The 16,647-nt window shown below is 75.1% G+C and carries 15 protein-coding genes, 1 pseudogene and 1 riboswitch; of the genes and pseudogenes, 9 read left to right on the forward strand and 7 right to left on the reverse strand.

Translation table 11 applies throughout. The annotated features are described in order from the left end of the window. Positions 1-119 precede the first annotated feature (119 nt). Both BJP59_RS03590 and BJP59_RS03595 read right to left on the reverse strand, forming a co-directional pair. Entirely contained in the window at positions 120-695 is a 576-nt protein-coding gene (locus tag BJP59_RS03590; RefSeq protein WP_194522206.1) for a Clp protease N-terminal domain-containing protein, read from the reverse strand. Position 696: 1 nt separating this feature from the next. Next, the gene (locus BJP59_RS03595) at positions 697-918 is read right to left on the reverse strand and encodes an RNA polymerase subunit sigma-70 (RefSeq protein WP_194522207.1); all 222 of its coding nucleotides are present in this window, start codon (positions 916-918) and stop codon (positions 697-699) included. A gap of 209 nt (positions 919-1,127) precedes the next feature. Here BJP59_RS03595 and sucC point away from each other — a divergent pair, with 209 nt between their 5' ends. The 3 genes and pseudogenes from sucC to BJP59_RS03610 all read left to right on the forward strand — a co-directional run bounded on the left by sucC (position 1,128) and on the right by BJP59_RS03610 (position 4,641). Further along, entirely contained in the window at positions 1,128-2,297 is a 1,170-nt protein-coding gene (sucC, locus tag BJP59_RS03600; RefSeq protein ID WP_021482339.1) for an ADP-forming succinate--CoA ligase subunit beta, read from the forward strand. A 37-nt stretch (positions 2,298-2,334) separates the two neighbouring features. Further along, on the forward strand, positions 2,335-3,225 hold the full coding sequence (gene sucD, locus BJP59_RS03605) for a succinate--CoA ligase subunit alpha (protein WP_021482340.1): 891 nt from the start codon (positions 2,335-2,337) through the stop codon (positions 3,223-3,225). A 166-nt stretch (positions 3,226-3,391) separates the two neighbouring features. Further along, positions 3,392-4,641: pseudogene (locus BJP59_RS03610) on the forward strand (cell division protein PerM). 64 nt (positions 4,642-4,705) lie between these two features. On the opposite strand, the gene BJP59_RS03620 reads toward BJP59_RS03610, so the two are convergent. Both BJP59_RS03620 and BJP59_RS20210 read right to left on the reverse strand, forming a co-directional pair. Beyond that, complete coding sequence (locus tag BJP59_RS03620; RefSeq protein WP_194522210.1) at positions 4,706-5,296, reverse strand: hypothetical protein; 591 nt, start codon at positions 5,294-5,296, stop codon at positions 4,706-4,708. Between the two features lie 52 nt (positions 5,297-5,348). Further along, entirely contained in the window at positions 5,349-5,960 is a 612-nt protein-coding gene (locus tag BJP59_RS20210; protein WP_061266880.1) for a hypothetical protein, read from the reverse strand. 137 nt (positions 5,961-6,097) lie between these two features. Here BJP59_RS20210 and purN point away from each other — a divergent pair, with 137 nt between their 5' ends. Further along, on the forward strand, positions 6,098-6,739 hold the full coding sequence (gene purN / locus BJP59_RS03630) for a phosphoribosylglycinamide formyltransferase (protein WP_061266881.1): 642 nt from the start codon (positions 6,098-6,100) through the stop codon (positions 6,737-6,739). Here purN and BJP59_RS03635 read toward each other — a convergent pair. Next, complete coding sequence (locus BJP59_RS03635; RefSeq protein ID WP_228485255.1) at positions 6,736-7,356, reverse strand: ArsR/SmtB family transcription factor; 621 nt, start codon at positions 7,354-7,356, stop codon at positions 6,736-6,738. The genes purN and BJP59_RS03635 overlap by 4 nt on opposite strands. A gap of 104 nt (positions 7,357-7,460) precedes the next feature. Between BJP59_RS03635 and BJP59_RS03640 the strand changes: the two genes are divergently transcribed. Further along, positions 7,461-8,855, forward strand: a complete 1,395-nt coding sequence (locus BJP59_RS03640; protein WP_194522211.1) for an MFS transporter — start codon at positions 7,461-7,463, stop codon at positions 8,853-8,855. A 4-nt stretch (positions 8,856-8,859) separates the two neighbouring features. Beyond that, positions 8,860-8,948: riboswitch (ZMP/ZTP riboswitch) on the forward strand. A 60-nt stretch (positions 8,949-9,008) separates the two neighbouring features. Beyond that, on the forward strand, positions 9,009-10,703 hold the full coding sequence (gene purH, locus BJP59_RS03645) for a bifunctional phosphoribosylaminoimidazolecarboxamide formyltransferase/IMP cyclohydrolase (RefSeq protein ID WP_021483096.1): 1,695 nt from the start codon (positions 9,009-9,011) through the stop codon (positions 10,701-10,703). 77 nt (positions 10,704-10,780) lie between these two features. Here purH and BJP59_RS03650 read toward each other — a convergent pair whose 3' ends face one another. Beyond that, positions 10,781-12,187: an FAD-dependent oxidoreductase gene (locus BJP59_RS03650; RefSeq protein WP_194522212.1), complete on the reverse strand. Its 1,407-nt coding sequence runs from the start codon at positions 12,185-12,187 to the stop codon at positions 10,781-10,783. Positions 12,188-12,241: 54 nt separating this feature from the next. On the opposite strand from BJP59_RS03650, the gene BJP59_RS03655 reads away from it, so the two are divergent. Then, positions 12,242-12,673, forward strand: coding sequence for a DUF3017 domain-containing protein (locus BJP59_RS03655; RefSeq protein WP_194522213.1), 432 nt, complete (start codon positions 12,242-12,244; stop codon positions 12,671-12,673). A gap of 142 nt (positions 12,674-12,815) precedes the next feature. Here BJP59_RS03655 and BJP59_RS03660 read toward each other — a convergent pair whose 3' ends face one another. Then, a complete protein-coding gene (locus tag BJP59_RS03660) occupies positions 12,816-13,874 on the reverse strand; it encodes an MIP/aquaporin family protein (RefSeq protein WP_081600272.1) in 1,059 nt (352 codons plus the stop codon). A gap of 373 nt (positions 13,875-14,247) precedes the next feature. On the opposite strand from BJP59_RS03660, the gene BJP59_RS03665 reads away from it, so the two are divergent. Beyond that, entirely contained in the window at positions 14,248-15,465 is a 1,218-nt protein-coding gene (locus tag BJP59_RS03665) for an NADP-dependent isocitrate dehydrogenase (protein ID WP_021482263.1), read from the forward strand. A 151-nt stretch (positions 15,466-15,616) separates the two neighbouring features. Next, entirely contained in the window at positions 15,617-16,603 is a 987-nt protein-coding gene (locus BJP59_RS03670) for a malate dehydrogenase (protein WP_194522214.1), read from the forward strand. The last annotated feature ends 44 nt before the right edge of the window (positions 16,604-16,647 follow it).

Below are 16,647 nucleotides of genomic sequence, written 5' to 3' on the forward strand. Positions count from 1 at the left end.
CGAGCGCCCGCCCGGTCCTCCCGTGGCAGGACGACCGCGCCCGAGGAGCCTGCCGTGAAACTGCCGTCGGACGTCCGCCCGCCCCTGGCCCGACCGCGACGTGCGGCGCGGCGTGCCGGTCAGGACGCGGCGCGGTGCCGGGTCGCGAGCGCGGCGCGCAGGCCGGTGTCGTCGGACCCGGCGGCCGTGAGCGCGCCGGTGAGCGCCCGGTGCGCCGTCGAGCCCGTGCTGCGCGCGACGGCCGCGAGGACGTGGCCCGAGTCGATCACGCGCGACGCGTCGTGCACCGCCTCGCGGAGCGAGAGCTCGAGCACCTTCTTCGCCTCGGGAGTGAACGGGATGTGCGAGCGGCTTCGACGGCGCCCGCGGCCCCGTGCCTCGTCCCCTGCCCGGTCGAGCGCGCCGGGGCCGAACGCGGCGTCCGTGCGGGCCCGGACCTGGTCCAGGTCGATCCCGAGCGCCGCGAGCGCGGGGCCGTCGAGCGGGTCGAGCCCGCCGGCCGCGTTAACCTCGCGCTCGAGGTCGGCCGGACTCACGCCGACCGCACCGAGCGCGGCCGCCCCGGCGCCGCCCTCCTGCCGGGCGAGCGACAGGAGCAGGTGCACCCCGTCGATGGTGTCGTCGCCGCGCTCCCGCGCGACCTCCTGTGCGCCGACCACGGTCTCCCGGGCGTCGGCGGCGAAGCGTTCGAACATGTCACGACCTCCTCGTGGTGCGGGACGCGCCGTACTTCTTGTGCACGGCCTGACGCGTGACGCAGAGCCGGTCGGCGATCTCCTGCCAGGACCAGCCGAGCGACCGGGCGTGCTCGACCTGGAGCGCCTCGAGGCGCTCGGCCAGCACGCGCAGCGACCGCACGGCCCGCAGCCCGACGTCCGGGTCGGTGCTGCTCGCGGCGTCCATGTCGACGGGTTCCATGCGTGTCAATCTAGGTTGACGCTCGGCATGATGTCAACAGTGGTTGACGCCCGTCGTGCGGGGTGACGAAGGGAACACCGGTCCGCGAGCCGCCGCAGCGGCCCCGGATAGGCGCGCCCCGGAGCGGGGGCTACCCTGTACGGGGATGTCTTGATGTCGAGACATCGGTCATGCCGCACACGGCGCATCAGACGGAAGGACGCAGCAGGGTGGACCTGTTCGAATACCAGGCGCGTGACATCTTCGAGAAGCACGGCGTGCCCGTGCTGGGCGGGGTCGTCGCGACGACGCCCGAGGAGGCCCGCGCGGGAGCCGAGAAGCTCGGCGGGGGCACCGTGGTCGTCAAGGCCCAGGTGAAGACCGGCGGCCGCGGCAAGGCCGGCGGCGTCAAGCTCGCCCACTCGCCCGAGGAGGCCGCCGAGAAGGCGTCCGAGATCCTCGGCATGGACATCAAGGGCCACACCGTCCACCGCGTGATGGTGGCGCAGGGTGCCAAGATCGCCGAGGAGTTCTACTTCTCGGTGCTGCTGGACCGCTCGAACCGCAACTACCTCGCCATGTGCTCCGTCGAGGGCGGCATGGAGATCGAGCAGCTCGCCGTCGAGCGCCCCGAGGCGCTCGCCAAGGTCGCCGTCGACCCGATCGTGGGCATCGACGAGGCGAAGGCGCGCGAGATCGTCGACGCCGCGGGCTTCGCCGAGGAGCTCAAGGCGCCGGTCGCCGACGTCATCCGCTCGCTGTGGACCGTGTTCACGGCCGAGGACGCGACGCTCGTCGAGGTGAACCCGCTCGTCCGTACCGAGGACGGCTCGATCATCGCGCTCGACGGCAAGGTCACGCTGGACGACAACGCGTCGGAGGTCCGTCACCCGGACCACGAGGCGCTGGAGGACAAGGAGTCGACCGACCCGCTCGAGGCCAAGGCCAAGGAGAACGGCCTCAACTACGTCAAGCTCGACGGCGAGGTCGGCATCATCGGCAACGGCGCCGGGCTCGTCATGAGCACGCTCGACGTCGTCGCGTACGCGGGCGAGGAGCACGGTGGTGTCAAGCCGGCCAACTTCCTCGACATCGGCGGCGGCGCGAACGCGCAGGTCATGGCGAACGGTCTCGACGTCATCCTCAACGACCCGCAGGTCAAGTCGGTCTTCGTCAACGTCTTCGGTGGCATCACCGCGTGCGACGAGGTCGCGAAGGGCATCGTCGGCGCGCTCGAGATCCTCGGCGACGAGGCGACCAAGCCGCTCGTCGTGCGCCTCGACGGCAACAACGTGGAGCTCGGCCGCGCGATCCTGCGCGAGGCGAACCACCCGCTCGTGACCCTCGCCGAGACCATGGACGGCGGTGCCGCCAAGGCGGCCGAGCTGGCCAACGCCTGATCGCCCGTAGACGCGGAAAGCTGAGACAGAGAACACCATGTCGATCTACCTGAACTCCGACTCCAAGATCATCGTCCAGGGCATCACCGGCGGGATGGGTGCCAAGCACACCGCCCTCATGCTCGACTCGGGCGCGCAGATCGTCGGCGGCGTCAACGCCCGCAAGGCCGGCACGACCGTCACGCACAAGGACCACGAGGGCAACGACGTCACGCTGCCGGTGTTCGGCACCGTCGCCGAGGCGATGGCCGAGACGGGCGCGAACGTGTCCGTCCTGTTCGTCCCGCCGGCGTTCACCAAGGACGCCGCGATCGAGGCGATCGACGCCGAGATGCCGCTCATCGTCGTCATCACCGAGGGCGTGCCCGTCCAGGACACGGCCGAGGTCTGGGCGTACCTGCAGGGCAAGGGCACGCGCATGATCGGCCCGAACTGCCCCGGCATCATCACGCCGGGCGAGTCGCTCGCCGGCATCACCCCGCACACCATCACGGGCAAGGGCCCGGTCGGTCTCGTGTCGAAGTCGGGCACGCTGACCTACCAGATGATGTACGAGCTCAAGGACCTCGGCTTCTCGACCGCCATCGGCATCGGCGGCGACCCGATCGTCGGCACCACGCACATCGACGCGCTCGAGGCGTTCGAGAACGACCCCGAGACCAAGGCGATCGTCATGATCGGCGAGATCGGCGGCGACGCCGAGGAGCGCGCCGCGGCGTACATCAAGGAGCACGTCACGAAGCCGGTCGTCGGCTACGTCGCGGGCTTCACGGCTCCCGAGGGGAAGACGATGGGCCACGCCGGCGCCATCGTCTCGGGCTCCGCGGGCACCGCCCAGGCGAAGAAGGAGGCCCTGGAGGCCGTCGGCGTCAAGGTCGGCAAGACGCCGTCCGAGACCGCCGCGCTCCTGCGCGAGGTCCTCGCCTGACCCCTGGCTCCGTCGGGCCGCACGGCCCGCTGCCACGCCGTACGACGCCCCGCGACCGGTCCGCCGGTCGCGGGGCGTCGTCGTCCCCGGAGCCGGGGGCGCCGGTAGTCTGGCGCGCCGGGGCGAATGCCCCGAACCGACCTCTCGATCGACGACGATGGGCACCATGAGCACCACCAGCACGACTCGCGGTGCGCGCACGCGCACCGTGGAAGGCAGCCCGGCACCCGCACCCGTCGGGGTGCGTCGTGCACCGTCCGGCGTGCTCGCCGCGCTCCAGGCGCTCACCCTGTCGCTCGCCGTCGTCGTGCTCCCTGGCGTCGTCGCCTTCCTGGCGTCCTCGACCGGGGCGTCCGAGGGGACGGGCTGGGGGCAGTCGGTCACCGTCGCGGCGGGCTTCTGGCTCCTCGGCCACGGCGTCCCGCTCGTCGCGAGCGGCACGACGGTCACGCTCGTCCCGCTCGGTCTCACTGCCCTCGCGCTCTTCTGCTGCTTCGCGTCGGCACGCCGCTCGGCGCACACCGCGGTCTCCGCCTGGGTGGCCGGCACCGTCACGTACGCGCTCGCGACGCTCGGCGTCGCGCTGCTCGCCGGCTCGACGCCGCCCTGGGGGCTCGGGGTCGCCGTCGTCGGGGGAGCCGTCGTCGGAGGGCTTGGGCTCGGCGGCGGGATCCTCGCGCGCCCGGACGCGCCGTTCGTCGCCGACCTCGCCGGGCGTCTCGACCGGGTCGTGCCACCGACGGTGCGCCTCGGGCTGCGGGGCGGTCTGCTCGGCACGAGCCTGCTCGCCGGGGCGTCCGCCGTGGTCGTCGGCGCGTGGCTCGTCGCGGGCCGCGCGACGTCGGGCGACATCGTCGCCGGGCTCGTGCCCGGCACGGTCGGGGGATCGTCCTCGCGCTCGGCCAGCTCGCCGTGCTGCCCAACCTCGTGGCGTGGGCCGGGGCGTGGCTCGTCGGCCCCGGGTTCGCCGTGGGCGAGGGGAGCACGTTCGCGCCCGGCGGGTCGGAGCCGGGCGCGCTGCCCGCGATCCCGCTCCTCGGGGCGCTGCCCGGCGACGACTGGACCAACGCCCTCACGCCCTGGGTGCCGGCCGGCGTCGTCGCGCTCGGCGTCGTCGCGGGCGTGTTCGTCTGGCGGCGCCTGCGCGACGTGACGGGCACCCACCCCGACGACGTCGTCCCCTGGTCCGCCGTCGTCCTCGCGCTCGCCGGCGTCGCGCTCGCGTCCGGCCTGCTCGTCGGGCTCGTGAGCTGGCTCGCCGGGGGAGCGGTGGGCCCCGGCCGGCTCGAGGTCGTGGGCGCGGACGCGCTCCTCGTCGGTGCGCTCGCCGCGGCCGAGATCGGCGGCGGCGCCGCGCTCGCCGTCCTGTGGTCCCGGCTCGAGGTCCTGGGCCGGCGCCACGGCGACGCCGGCTGAGCCGCGGAGGCGACACGGCGGGTCGGCCGGGGCCGGGTCCTGCCGGGTGTCGTCGTCCGCGCGGTCAGCCCGCGGGCGGGGTGCGCGGCGGGGTCGCGTCGAGCCCGACGACGGACGCCGGGACCGCGCACCCGGGAGACGCGGCGAGGTCCATCCTCGTCACCGCCGACCAGCCGTCCTCGGTGAGCGGGAGCTCGAACGGGGCGTCCTCGCCGGCCGCGGTGCTCGCCGCCCAGGCCTCGAGCCCGTCCGCGAGGGCGGACCAGTCCTCGGCCCAGGACCGTGCCGGCCGGTCGGCGTCGAGGACGTCCGCGGGCAGCGCGCCGACGGCGGCGGCGAGCGCACGGGCACCCTGGGCGACGTCGAGCGCGGCGGCGGCGCGTCCCTCGGGAGACGTCGCTGCGGCGAGCGTCGCGCCGGCCTCCTGGACGCGCGCGCAGGGATCCGCCGCCACGGTCAGGACCCTGTCGTCCTCGACGAGCTCGGGCGCGTCGTGCGCCGCGAACGGCACGACCACCGCGACGACGCCCGCCACCAGGGCGACCGCGACGGGGACGGCGAGCCACCACCAGCGCGACCCCGCGCGACGCAGCCCTTCCCGCGGCACGGGCGGCAGCGGCGGGGGAGCCTCGGGCGGCGTCGTCGGCGCGGTCACGCGCTCACCCTAGGGGCGCGACGTCACCAACCGGTGACGGAGCCTCGACGCGTCAGGAGGACGCGGGGGCGGGGGTGGGGAACCAGCGGGCGAACTTCTCCTCGAGCGCGTGCGTGCGTTCGACGTCGCAGCGCTTCTCGGCCGAGACGGTGATCGCGCCGTCGAGGCACTGCTGGTGCGCGAGCGCGACGTCCCACGTGACGAGCGTCGAGACCATCTGGAGCGCGAGCATGGCCGAGAGCCCGACGCCGATCCCGAGGGCCGGGACGAGCGCGCCGCGCACGCGGGCGCGCCAGACGGCCAGCAGCGCCCGGATGCCCACGACGATCGCGCCGAGCGCGAGCGCGAGGCTCACGGCCTGCCACGGGAACGGCATGGTGCTCACGACGATGACGGCGAGCAGGAGCAGGCCGAAGTGCAGGGTGCGTCGCGTCGCCTGCCGGGCGAGCTCCGGGTCGGGCTCCGCGGGCTCGGGCGGCGCGGGGCGCCGGTGACCGGGCCCGGCCTGCTGGTCCGGGCGCGCGGGGGCCGGGGGGATCGGCGCGGGGGCGGGGCCCGGTGCGGGCGCCGGCGCGTCCGGACGCGCTCCGTCCTCCGGCTGCGCGGGCTCGGGTCGAGGCTGCTGCGGCGCGTCGGGACGGGGCGGTGCGTACGGGTTGCCCACGGGCAGCTCCTCGGTCGGTCGGGCGGCTCGCGGTACATTCTCCCATCGGAGGCTGCGTGCCCCGACGGGCGTCCCACCGGCACGCCGCCGCGGTCGCGCTCCGTGACCCGCGACCCCTCGAAACCCGCAGGAGCACCGTGCAGACGCCGTCCGGCCACCCCGTCGAGTCCACCTCCGCCGCCCGCGTCGTCGTGCTGGTGTCGGGGGCGGGCAGCAACCTCGCGGCGCTCCTCGCCGCGCACGACGACGCCGCGTACGGCGCGCGCGTCGTGGGCGTCGTCTCCGACAAGGCGGACGCCGGCGGCCTGGACCTCGCCCGCGAGGCGGGCGTCGCCGCCGTCGTCGTGGCCCCCGGCGACTTCGCGGACCGGGCCGCGTGGAACGAGGCCGTCGCGCAGGCGGTGGACGTGTTCCGGCCCGACCTCGTGGTCCTCGCCGGGTTCATGCGCATCCTCGGCCCCGCGTTCGTGGGCCGCTTCGCGGGCCGCACGCTCAACACCCACCCCGCGCTCCTGCCGTCCTTCCCCGGCGCGCACGGCGTGCGCGACGCGCTCGCCTACGGCGTCCGCGTCACGGGCTGCACGGTCCACGTGGTCGACGACGGCGTCGACACCGGCCCGATCGTCGCCCAGGTCGCGGTGCCGGTCGAGGACGGCGACGACGAGTCGTCGCTGCACGAGCGCATCAAGGTGGCCGAGCGCGCGCTGCTCGTCGAGACCGTGGGGCGCGTGGCGCGCGAGGGCCTGCGCGTCGACGGCCGCCGGGTCGTGCTGGGCTAGTCGGCGGGCGTCTCGGCCCGTCGGCCGGAGACGTCCTCTCCCGGCGGGGGCGCGGGGTCGTCGTCGTCCGCCGGGGGCAGGTCGCGCGGGGCGAGCACCGCGAGCACCTGGTAGGTCTCGCGGCGCGCCTCGGGGTCCGCGCGCCCCTCCTCGAGCGCGCGCGTGTTCCAGCGCCCGACGAGCTCCTGGAGCTCGCGCGACATCGTCGTCGCCTGCTCGGGGCTGAGCACGAGCGTGCTCAGCGCGAGGATCCGGTCCTCCCGCGCGCCCATCGCGCTCCCGCGGCGGAACGTCTCCTCGGCCCAGGCGAGCGCCGGGCGGACGACGTGGCGCACCGCGTCCGGCGTTCCGGGCTCGACCGCGTAGCTCTCCGCGACGTTCTTCCAGACGCGGTCCCGGCGGTCCCGGGCGTGCTCGGGCGCCTCGACGATCATGCCCGCCCGGGCGAGGGCCCGGAGGTGGAAGCTCACGGAGTTGGCCGGCTCTCCGGTGGCCCGGGCGAGGTCCGCCGCGCGCGCGTGCCCGAGGACGGCGAGCTCCATGAGGATCCGCTGGCGCAGCGGGTGCGCGATCGCGCGCAGCGCCGCGGGGTCCTGGACGTGGAAGGTCTCGAGCACAGGCCGAGGCTAGCAACGCTCAAGTGTTCCGCACGGGGGAATGCTCACCGCAAAGTGCGCAACGACTATTGCGCAACTGTCGTTGCGCACGTAGGTTCTCAGCCATGTCGAACCCACCTCCCGCGCCCCCGGGACCCCGCACCGCTCCGTCGTCCGACCCCGGTGCCACGGGCGGCCTCGCGCCGGACGCGCCGCCGTCGCTCCTGCGCAACCGGTCCTACCTGCTGCTCATGACCGGGCTGACCGCGGAGTCGCTCGGTGCCGGGGTGGCGCTGTTCGCCGTCCCGCTCGTGGCGTACGGGCTCACCGGGTCCGTCGTGCAGGCGGGGGTGGTGGCCGCCGTCGGGCAGGTGGGGGCGCTCCTGGCGACGCTGCCCGCGGGCGTCGTCGCCGACCGCGTGGACCGCCGCCGCCTCGTCGTCGCTGCGGCGACCGTCGGGGCGCTGCTCTGGACGACCGTCGCGGTGGCCGCCGGCACCGGCTCGCTCTCCGCGTGGCACCTCGCCGCCGTCCTGTTCGGGGCCTCGGTCGTCGGTGCGCTCGTGGACCCGGCGACGAGCGGCGCGTTCCGCTCGGTCGTGCCGGTGCCGCAGCTCCCGACGGCGCTCGCGGCCGCCCAGGGCCGGGACGCCGTGGCGAGCCTGCTCGCCGGCCCGCTCGGCGGGGCGCTCTACGCCGTCGCGCACGCCGTGCCGCTCGCCGGGGCCGCGATCGGCCACGCGGCGACCGCGGTGTGCACGTGGCTCGTGCGCGAGCCGCTCAACGGCGACGTCGCGGCGGCGCGCGCCACCCGGCCCGTCGCGGCGCTGCGCGAGGGGCTGCGCTTCGTGTGGTCCGTGCCGCTGTTCCGCGCGCTGCTCGGCCTGTTCGTCGTCATCAACGTCGCGTTCGGCAGCCTCATGGTCGGCATCAACCTCGAGCTCGTGCGCACGGGCACGGCGCCGCTCCTCATCGGCCTGGTCGACCTCGCGGTCGGCGTGGGCGTGCTCGTCGGCGCGGTGCTCGCGCCCCGGCTCGTCGCGCGGGTCCGCGCGGGGGCGCTCGTCGTCGCGGCGCTCGGCGTGCTCGCCGCGGGGTCCGTGGTCATGGCCGTGCTGGAGTCGTACGCGGCGTACCTCGCGGTGCTGCCGTTCGCCCTCCTGCTCGTCCCGGCAGTGAACGCGGGCCTGTCGGGGTACGCGGCGGCCGTCACCCCGCCGCAGCTCCAGGGCCGGCTCGCGTCCGTGCTCGGGCTCACCGGCCTCGCGGCGGGCCCGCTCGTCCCGCTCGTCGGGAGCGGGCTCCTCGACCGGTTCGGGCTCGGGACCGCGCTCGCGGTGCTCGCGGGGCTCCTCGTCGTCACGGTCGCGGTCCTCAGCGCGGTCCGCCCGCTCTGGCGGGTCGGCACGCCCGACACCTGGGCCGACGACGCGGCCGCCCTCGCGGCGTCGGGGGTCGTGCCGGGCGCGGTACCGGGTGCGGTCCCGGCCGAGCCGGGAGCGCCGCCGTCGGGCCGCTAGACTGGACGACGGCCGCGACTGGCGAGGGTGGGAACGACCACCGGGGAGCGGCCGGATCTACCTGCTGGAGCGTCGACCGCCTGGGCGCCTGGGTTCTGCCACTCGCGTCGGCTCCGCCGGCGCGGCGACCGCGACCCAGAGGAGCCCCTCGTCATGTCCCACCCGGCCCCGCACGTACCCTCCGCCCCCGACGTCCAGCTCACCGACGACTCGCGACGCCCCGTGCGCCGCGCGCTCCTGAGCGTCTACGACAAGACGGGCCTCGTCGAGCTCGCGACGGCGCTGCACGCCGCGGGCGTCGAGCTCGTCTCCACCGGCTCGACGGCGTCGACCGTCGCGGCCGCGGGCGTCCCGGTGACGAAGGTCGAGGACCTCACCGGGTTCCCCGAGTGCCTCGAGGGCCGCGTCAAGACGCTCCACCCGCGCGTGCACGCCGGCATCCTCGCGGACTCGCGCAAGGCCGACCACCTCGCGCAGCTCGACGAGCTCGGCATCGCGCCGTTCGAGCTCGTCGTCGTCAACCTCTACCCGTTCGCCGCGACCGTGGCGTCGGGCGCGGGCCCGGACGAGGTCGTCGAGCAGATCGACATCGGCGGCCCGTCGATGGTCCGCGCGGCGGCGAAGAACCACCCGAGCGTCGCGGTCGTCGTGGACCCGGCCCGGTACGACGACGTCGTCGCGGCCGTGCAGGCGGGCGGCTTCACCTACGCGCAGCGCAAGGCGCTCGCCGCCGCGGCGTTCGTGCACACCGCGACCTACGACGTCGCCGTCGCGTCCTGGATGGGCAACGTCGTCGCGCCGACGGACGCCGTCCCGGTCGAGGGCGGCGCCGAGGGCGAGACGGTGAGCACGGGCTTCCCGGCGTGGATCGGCGCCACGTGGGACCGCGCCGACGTGCTGCGGTACGGCGAGAACCCGCACCAGCGCGCCGCGCTCTACACGGTCGGCCACGGCGCGACGGGGCTGGCCCAGGCGACGCAGCTCCACGGCAAGGCGATGAGCTACAACAACTACGTCGACGCCGACGCGGCGTGGCGCGCCGCGCACGACCACGACGAGCCGGCCGTCGCGATCATCAAGCACGCGAACCCGTGCGGCATCGCGGTCGGGACGGACGTCGCCGAGGCGCACGCGCGCGCCCACGCGACCGACCCCGTGTCGGCCTACGGCGGCGTCATCGCCGCGAACCGCGTCGTGACGAAGGCGGCCGCCGAGCAGATCGCGCCCGTCTTCACCGAGGTGGTCGTCGCGCCCGGGTTCGAGCCCGACGCGCTCGAGGTGCTGCGGGCGAAGAAGAACCTGCGCCTCCTCGTCGTCGACGCCCCGCCGACGACGACCGTCGAGACCCGCCCGGTCAGCGGCGGGCTGCTCGTGCAGAGCACGGACCGGGTCGACGCCGTCGTGACCGACGCCGAGGGGAACGTCACCGGCGGTGACGCGCCCGAGCACTGGACGCTCGTCACGGGCGACGCCGCCGACGACGCGACGCTCGCCGACCTCGCGTTCGCGTGGCGCGCGATCCGCGCGGCGAAGTCGAACGCGATCCTCCTCGCGCGCGACGGGGCCGCCGTCGGGGTCGGGATGGGGCAGGTCAACCGCGTCGACTCGTGCCGCCTCGCCGTCGAGCGCGCCAACACGCTCGCGGACGGCGAGGAGCGGGCCCGGGGCGCCGTCGCGGCCTCCGACGCGTTCTTCCCGTTCGCGGACGGCCTGCAGATCCTGCTCGACGCCGGCGTGCGCGCCGTCGTCGCGCCGGGTGGATCGATCCGCGACGCCGAGGTGATCGAGGCCGCCCGGGCCGCGGGTGTGACGATGTACTTCACGGGGACGCGTCACTTCGCGCACTGACCCGGCTGCTCGACGGCCCGCCGGTCCGCGGACCGGCGGGCCGTCGCGCTCGGGGTCGCGGGGGTCGGGCGAGGGCGTCAGGCGAGTGCGTCGCGCAGGCGCCGGGCCGGGTCGAGCGCGACGTCGAGGTCGACGCGCAGGCGGCCCGTCCGGTTCATCGCCTTGCGCACGGGGCCGACGTCGCGCGGCGAGTCGACCAGGAGCACGGCCCGGACGTCGGTGCCCCGGGCGGTCGGGTCGTCGGCGGCGGGGCCGCCGGGTCCGGAGCGTGCGGCGGGCGCGAGGTAGAACGCGGCCCAGCCCTCGTGGCCGGTGGCGCCGCCCGCGGGGTCGCCGCGCAGCACGACCTCGTCGCCCTCGGCGGGCACGCCGAACAACGCGAGGTCGTGCCCGAGCTGCTGGGAGAACACGTACGGCGCGTGCGCGGCCCGGTCGCCGCCGTCGCCGAGCAGCGCCGCGACGGTCGCGTCCGGGTCGTGGAGCGCCGCCGACCAGTGCCCGCCCGGGACGGGACCGAGCACGGGGTGGTCGCGGTTCGCGCAGTCGCCGACCGCCCAGAGGCCGGGCAGCCCCGGCACGGCGCCGTCCGCGTCCACGGGGACGCTGCCGCGCGCGTCGCGGGGCACGACGCCGTCGAGCCAGTCGGTGGCGGGGCGGGCGCCCACGGCGGCGAGCACGAGGTCGGCCGGCAGCTCGCGGCCGTCGGCGAGCCGGACGCCGTCGGGCCGGACCTCCGCGACGGTGGCGCCGGTGACGAGCTCAGCACCCGCGGCCGCGTACCAGGGCGCGAGGTGCGCCCCGACGTCCGGGCCGAGCTGGCGGTGCAGCGGCGCGCCCGCGGCCTCGACGACGGTGACGTGCGCACCGGTGCCCGCCGCGACCCCGGCGAGCTCCGCGCCGATCCACCCGGCCCCGACGAGGACGAGGCGCAGGCCCGGCCGGAGCGCCGCGCGCAGGGCGTCGGCGTCGGCCGCGGTGTGGAGCACGCGCGCGTGCTCCCAGCCGCGCGGCCGCACGGGCACGGAGCCGACCGCGAGCACGACGGCGTCGGCGACGAGGCGGTCGCCCGACCGCGTCTCGACGGACCAGCCGGGAGCGTCGGCGGTCCCGACCCGCTCGAGGCGCACGGCCGGGTCGGCGAGGTGGACGTCGTCGGCGAGCGCGTCGACGTCCACCCCGAGGTCGTCGGCGAGCCACGCGGGGGAGGGCCGGCTGAGGAGCTCCTTCGACAGGGGCGGGCGGTCGTACGGCGGCACGCCCTCCGCGCCGAGCAGCGTGACGCGCCCGGTGTAGCCGCGGCGGCGGAGCGCGGCGAGGGTCTGGGCGCCTGCGAGCCCGGCGCCGACGACGACCACGGACGACGGCGGCCCGCCGTCGTGGCGCGTGGGCGCCGGGCCGGTCGCGGGGTCGGCGGCAGGGCCGGTCGCGGGGTCGGTCGAGGTGGCGGGGGGAGCGGACGGGACCGGCGGCACGACGGACGGCATGCACGTCACGCTAGGGCACGACGGTAGGCTTCCGGGCGTGGAAGGTGCAGCAGCGTGAGCGACGTCACCGCGGACGGGGGGACGCGGCACCGGCCACGCGCGACGCTCGTGCCGGTGTGGCACCACGTGGACGACGAGACCGGCGACGGGACGGCTCCCGAGGGCACCCCGGTGCCCGACGACGCGACCCCGCCCCCGGTGCCCGAGCCGCCCGCGAGCCTCGCGCCGTCCCGCCAGCCCGCGATGTGGCTGGTCCTCGCGGGTGTCGCCGTCGCCACGGTCGTGGCCGTCCTCGCCGGTGCGCGGGCGGGCTGCTTCGCGCTCTCCGGGCTGCTCGCCGTCGCGGGCGTGTGCCGCGCGGCGATCCCGGGCCCCGGCCCGGTCGGCATCACCGTCCGGTCTCGCGGGCTCGACGTCTTCTTCTTCCTCGCCCCCGCCGCGGTCATGGCGTTCCTCGCGCTGAGCCTGGACCAGGGCGAGCTCTGACGTCCCCGCGCGGAGCACGGCCGACGTGCGATCCGCGCGACGAGCGCCCCGCACGCCGAGCGACCGGCACGAGGTGCGACCTGCACGACGACGGGCCCGGACCGCGTGCGCGGTCCGGGCCCGTCGGGCGTGCGAGAAAGGGTCAGGCCCGCGGGGCCGTGCCCTCACCGGGGGCCGGGGCGTCGGGGTCGTCCGTCTCGACGACCTCCTCGACCGCGACCACGTCACCGTTCTCGTCCGTGACGACGACGGCCTCCTCGACGACGGTGCCCGCACCGGCGCCGACGACGGCCGCGCCCGCACCGGCGGCGGCGCCACCGGCGACCTCGGCCTCGGTCAGCGTGACGACGTGGTCCTCACCGAGCAGGTCGTCCTGCTTCGGGGCGAACGCGAACGCCCGGTAGAAGAGGCCCGCGATCGCGGCGCCGAGGAGCGGCGCGACCCAGAAGACCCACTGCTGCTTCCACAGGTCCCCGTCGCCCGCGAAGACGGCCGACGCCATGGAGCGGGCCGGGTTGAGCGACGCGTTCGTGACGGGCACCGCGACGAGGATCAGCGCGGTGAGGGTGAGGCCGATGACGACCGGCGCGTACTGCACGGTCGCGCGCTTGTCGGTCACGCCGAGGATCACGCCGACGAACACCGCGGTCGCGATGGTCTCGATGAGCAGCGCGGCGAGCAGCCCGAACTCGGTGCCGCCCTGCGACGCGGTGGAGAGGGACGAGAAGTCGCCGTAGCCGTTCGCGGTCGAGACGAACAGGCCGCCGCGGTCCTCCTGCCCGACGAGCGCGGGCAGCGAGTTCGGGACGGTGGCGAGCAGGACGAGGCCCGCGAGGAGCGCGCCGACGAGCTGCGCGACCCAGTAGGGCAGCACGTCGCGCCACGCGGTGCGGCCGCCGATGGCGGCGCCGAGCGTCACCGCCGGGTTGAAGTGGCCGCCGGAGACGTTGCCGACGGCGGCGGCGCCGGCCAGCAGCGCGAGGCCGCCCGCGAGAGCGACCGCGAGGGCGTTCTGCTGGCTGACGAAGGTGTACAGCGCCACACCGATGATCGCGAGGACGAGGAAGAACGTGCCGAAGACCTCGGCGCCGAGGCGCGCGAGGAGGCTGGGCTGGACGACAGCGACGGCCTCGGTCTGCGCGGGGCGCGCGTCGTCGACGTAGCCCTCCGGTGCGCCGGGAGCGGTGGTGTCCTGGGACATGATGATCCTGTCTGGTTCGGTGGGAACTTCGGGCAGTCCCGGCCCGGTGTGCCGCGGTGCGGCACCGGCGGGCCGTCGGGACGACGGCACGATGCCTGACCGAGTGCCCGGCCATTCCGGCATCTGGGGGCATCTTGCCACCACCACCCGGGAGATGCGTGGAAATCTGCGGTGCTGCACCTGAGAACGGACGCCGGGTCTCACGATCCGAACGGTCCGCCGGGCGTCGCCAAAGTATCTTGACGTCGAGAAGTCGAGTACCCTGGACCGCGGTCAGCAACGCCCTCGTGTGCGACGGACCGGGCCCACGGGCCGCACGGTCGCCGTCCGACACCCGGGGGCTCCAGTCCCCGACAGTTGGAGCGATCTGCGCATGGGCAAGATCAAGGTCGTCAACCCGGTCGTCGAGCTCGACGGCGACGAGATGACGCGCATCATCTGGCAGTTCATCAAGGACCGCCTCATCCACCCGTACCTCGACGTGGACCTCAAGTACTACGACCTGTCGATCCAGAACCGCGACGCGACCGACGACCAGGTCACGATCGACGCCGCGCACGCGATCAAGCAGTACAACGTCGGCGTCAAGTGCGCGACGATCACGCCCGACGAGGCGCGCGTCGAGGAGTTCGGCCTGAAGAAGATGTGGGTCTCGCCGAACGGCACGATCCGCAACATCCTCGGTGGCGTCGTCTTCCGCGAGCCGATCATCATCTCCAACATCCCGCGCCTCGTGCCGGGCTGGAACAAGCCGATCATCATCGGCCGCCACGCCCACGGCGACCAGTACAAGTCGACGAACTTCAAGGTCCCTGGTCCGGGCAAGATCACGATGACGTTCGAGCCGGCCGACGGCTCCGAGGCGCAGAAGTTCGAGGTCGTGACCATGCCCGAGGAGGGCGGCGTCGCGATGGGCATGTACAACTTCAACGAGTCGATCCGCGACTTCGCGCGCGCCTCGTTCGCGTACGGCCTCCAGCGCGAGTACCCCGTGTACCTCTCGACGAAGAACACGATCCTCAAGGCCTACGACGGCGCCTTCAAGGACATCTTCCAGGAGGTGTTCGACGCCGAGTTCGCCGAGGCGTTCGCCGCGAAGGGCCTCACCTACGAGCACCGCCTCATCGACGACATGGTCGCCTCGGCCATGAAGTGGGAGGGCGGCTACGTCTGGGCCTGCAAGAACTACGACGGCGACGTCCAGTCCGACACCGTCGCGCAGGGCTTCGGCTCGCTCGGCCTCATGACGTCGGTGCTCATGACCCCGGACGGCCAGACCGTCGAGGCCGAGGCCGCGCACGGCACGGTGACGCGCCACTACCGCCAGCACCAGCAGGGCAAGCCGACGTCGACGAACCCGATCGCGTCGATCTTCGCCTGGACGCGTGGCCTCATGCACCGCGGCAAGCTCGACGGCACGCCCGAGGTCACCGAGTTCGCGCAGACGCTCGAGGACGTCGTCATCAAGACGGTCGAGTCCGGCAAGATGACGAAGGACCTCGCGCTCCTCATCGGTCCGGACCAGGAGTGGCTGACGACGGAGGAGTTCCTCGCCGCGCTGGACGAGAACCTCAAGGCGCGCCTGGGCTGACCCGGCCCGCACCGCACGCCCGACGGCGGCGTCCCCTGCCCAGGGGGCGTCGCCGTCGTCGTGCCCGGGGGGGCTCGGGAAGCGAGAGGGGGCACCGGCGGGCGCGCCGCCCCGCGCGTCCGGGCGGGTCGCGTTGTGGGAGAGTGAGCGCATGACTTCCCCCGTGAACGTGACGGTGACCGGCGCGGCCGGTCAGATCGGTTACGCGCTGCTGTTCCGCATCGCGTCGGGCCAGATGCTCGGCCCCGACACTCCCGTGCGCCTGCGCCTCCTCGAGATCCCGCAGGGCGTGAAGGCCGCCGAGGGCACGGCCATGGAGCTGGACGACTGCGCGTTCCCGCTGCTCGCCGGCATCGACATCTTCGACGACCCGACGCCTGCGTTCGAGGGCACGAACGTCGCGCTGCTCGTCGGCGCCCGTCCGCGCGGCCCGGGCATGGAGCGCGGCGACCTGCTCGAGGCGAACGGCGGCATCTTTAAGCCGCAGGGCCAGGCGATCAACGCGGGTGCGGCGGACGACGTCCGCGTCCTCGTCGTCGGCAACCCCGCGAACACGAACGCGCTCATCGCGGCGTCGAACGCGCCCGACGTCCCGAAGGACCGGTTCACCGCGATGACGCGCCTGGACCACAACCGCGCGCTCACGCAGGTCGCGAAGCGTGCGGGCGTCCCGGTGTCCAAGGTGCGCAGGATGACCATCTGGGGCAACCACTCGGCCACGCAGTACCCCGACCTCTTCCACGCGGACGTCGCGGGCACGCCGGGGGCGCGGCTCGCCGAGGACCGCGAGTGGCTGGAGGGCACCTTCATCCCGACGGTCGCGAAGCGCGGCGCGGCGATCATCGACGCGCGCGGCGCGTCGTCGGCGGCGTCGGCGGCGAACGCGGCGATCGACCACGTGCACGACTGGGTCCTCGGCACGCCCGAGGGCGACTGGACGAGCGCGGGCGTCGTGTCGGACGGGTCGTACGGCGTCCCGACCGGCCTCATCTCGTCGTTCCCGGTGGTCTCGCGCGGCGGGTCGTGGGAGATCGTCCAGGGCCTGGAGCTCTCGGACTTCTCGCGCGGCCGCGTCGACGCGTCGGTCGCGGAGCTCCAGGAGGAGCGCCAGGCCGTCGAGGAGCTCGGCCTGGTCTGAGCCGTACCTGCGCGGCCCGGGTCCTTCGGGACCCGGGCCGCGCT

Origin of the sequence: Cellulosimicrobium sp. JZ28 (assembly GCF_015327065.1) — a bacterium.
GTDB classification, from domain to species: Bacteria; Actinomycetota; Actinomycetes; order Actinomycetales; family Cellulomonadaceae; genus Cellulosimicrobium; species Cellulosimicrobium funkei.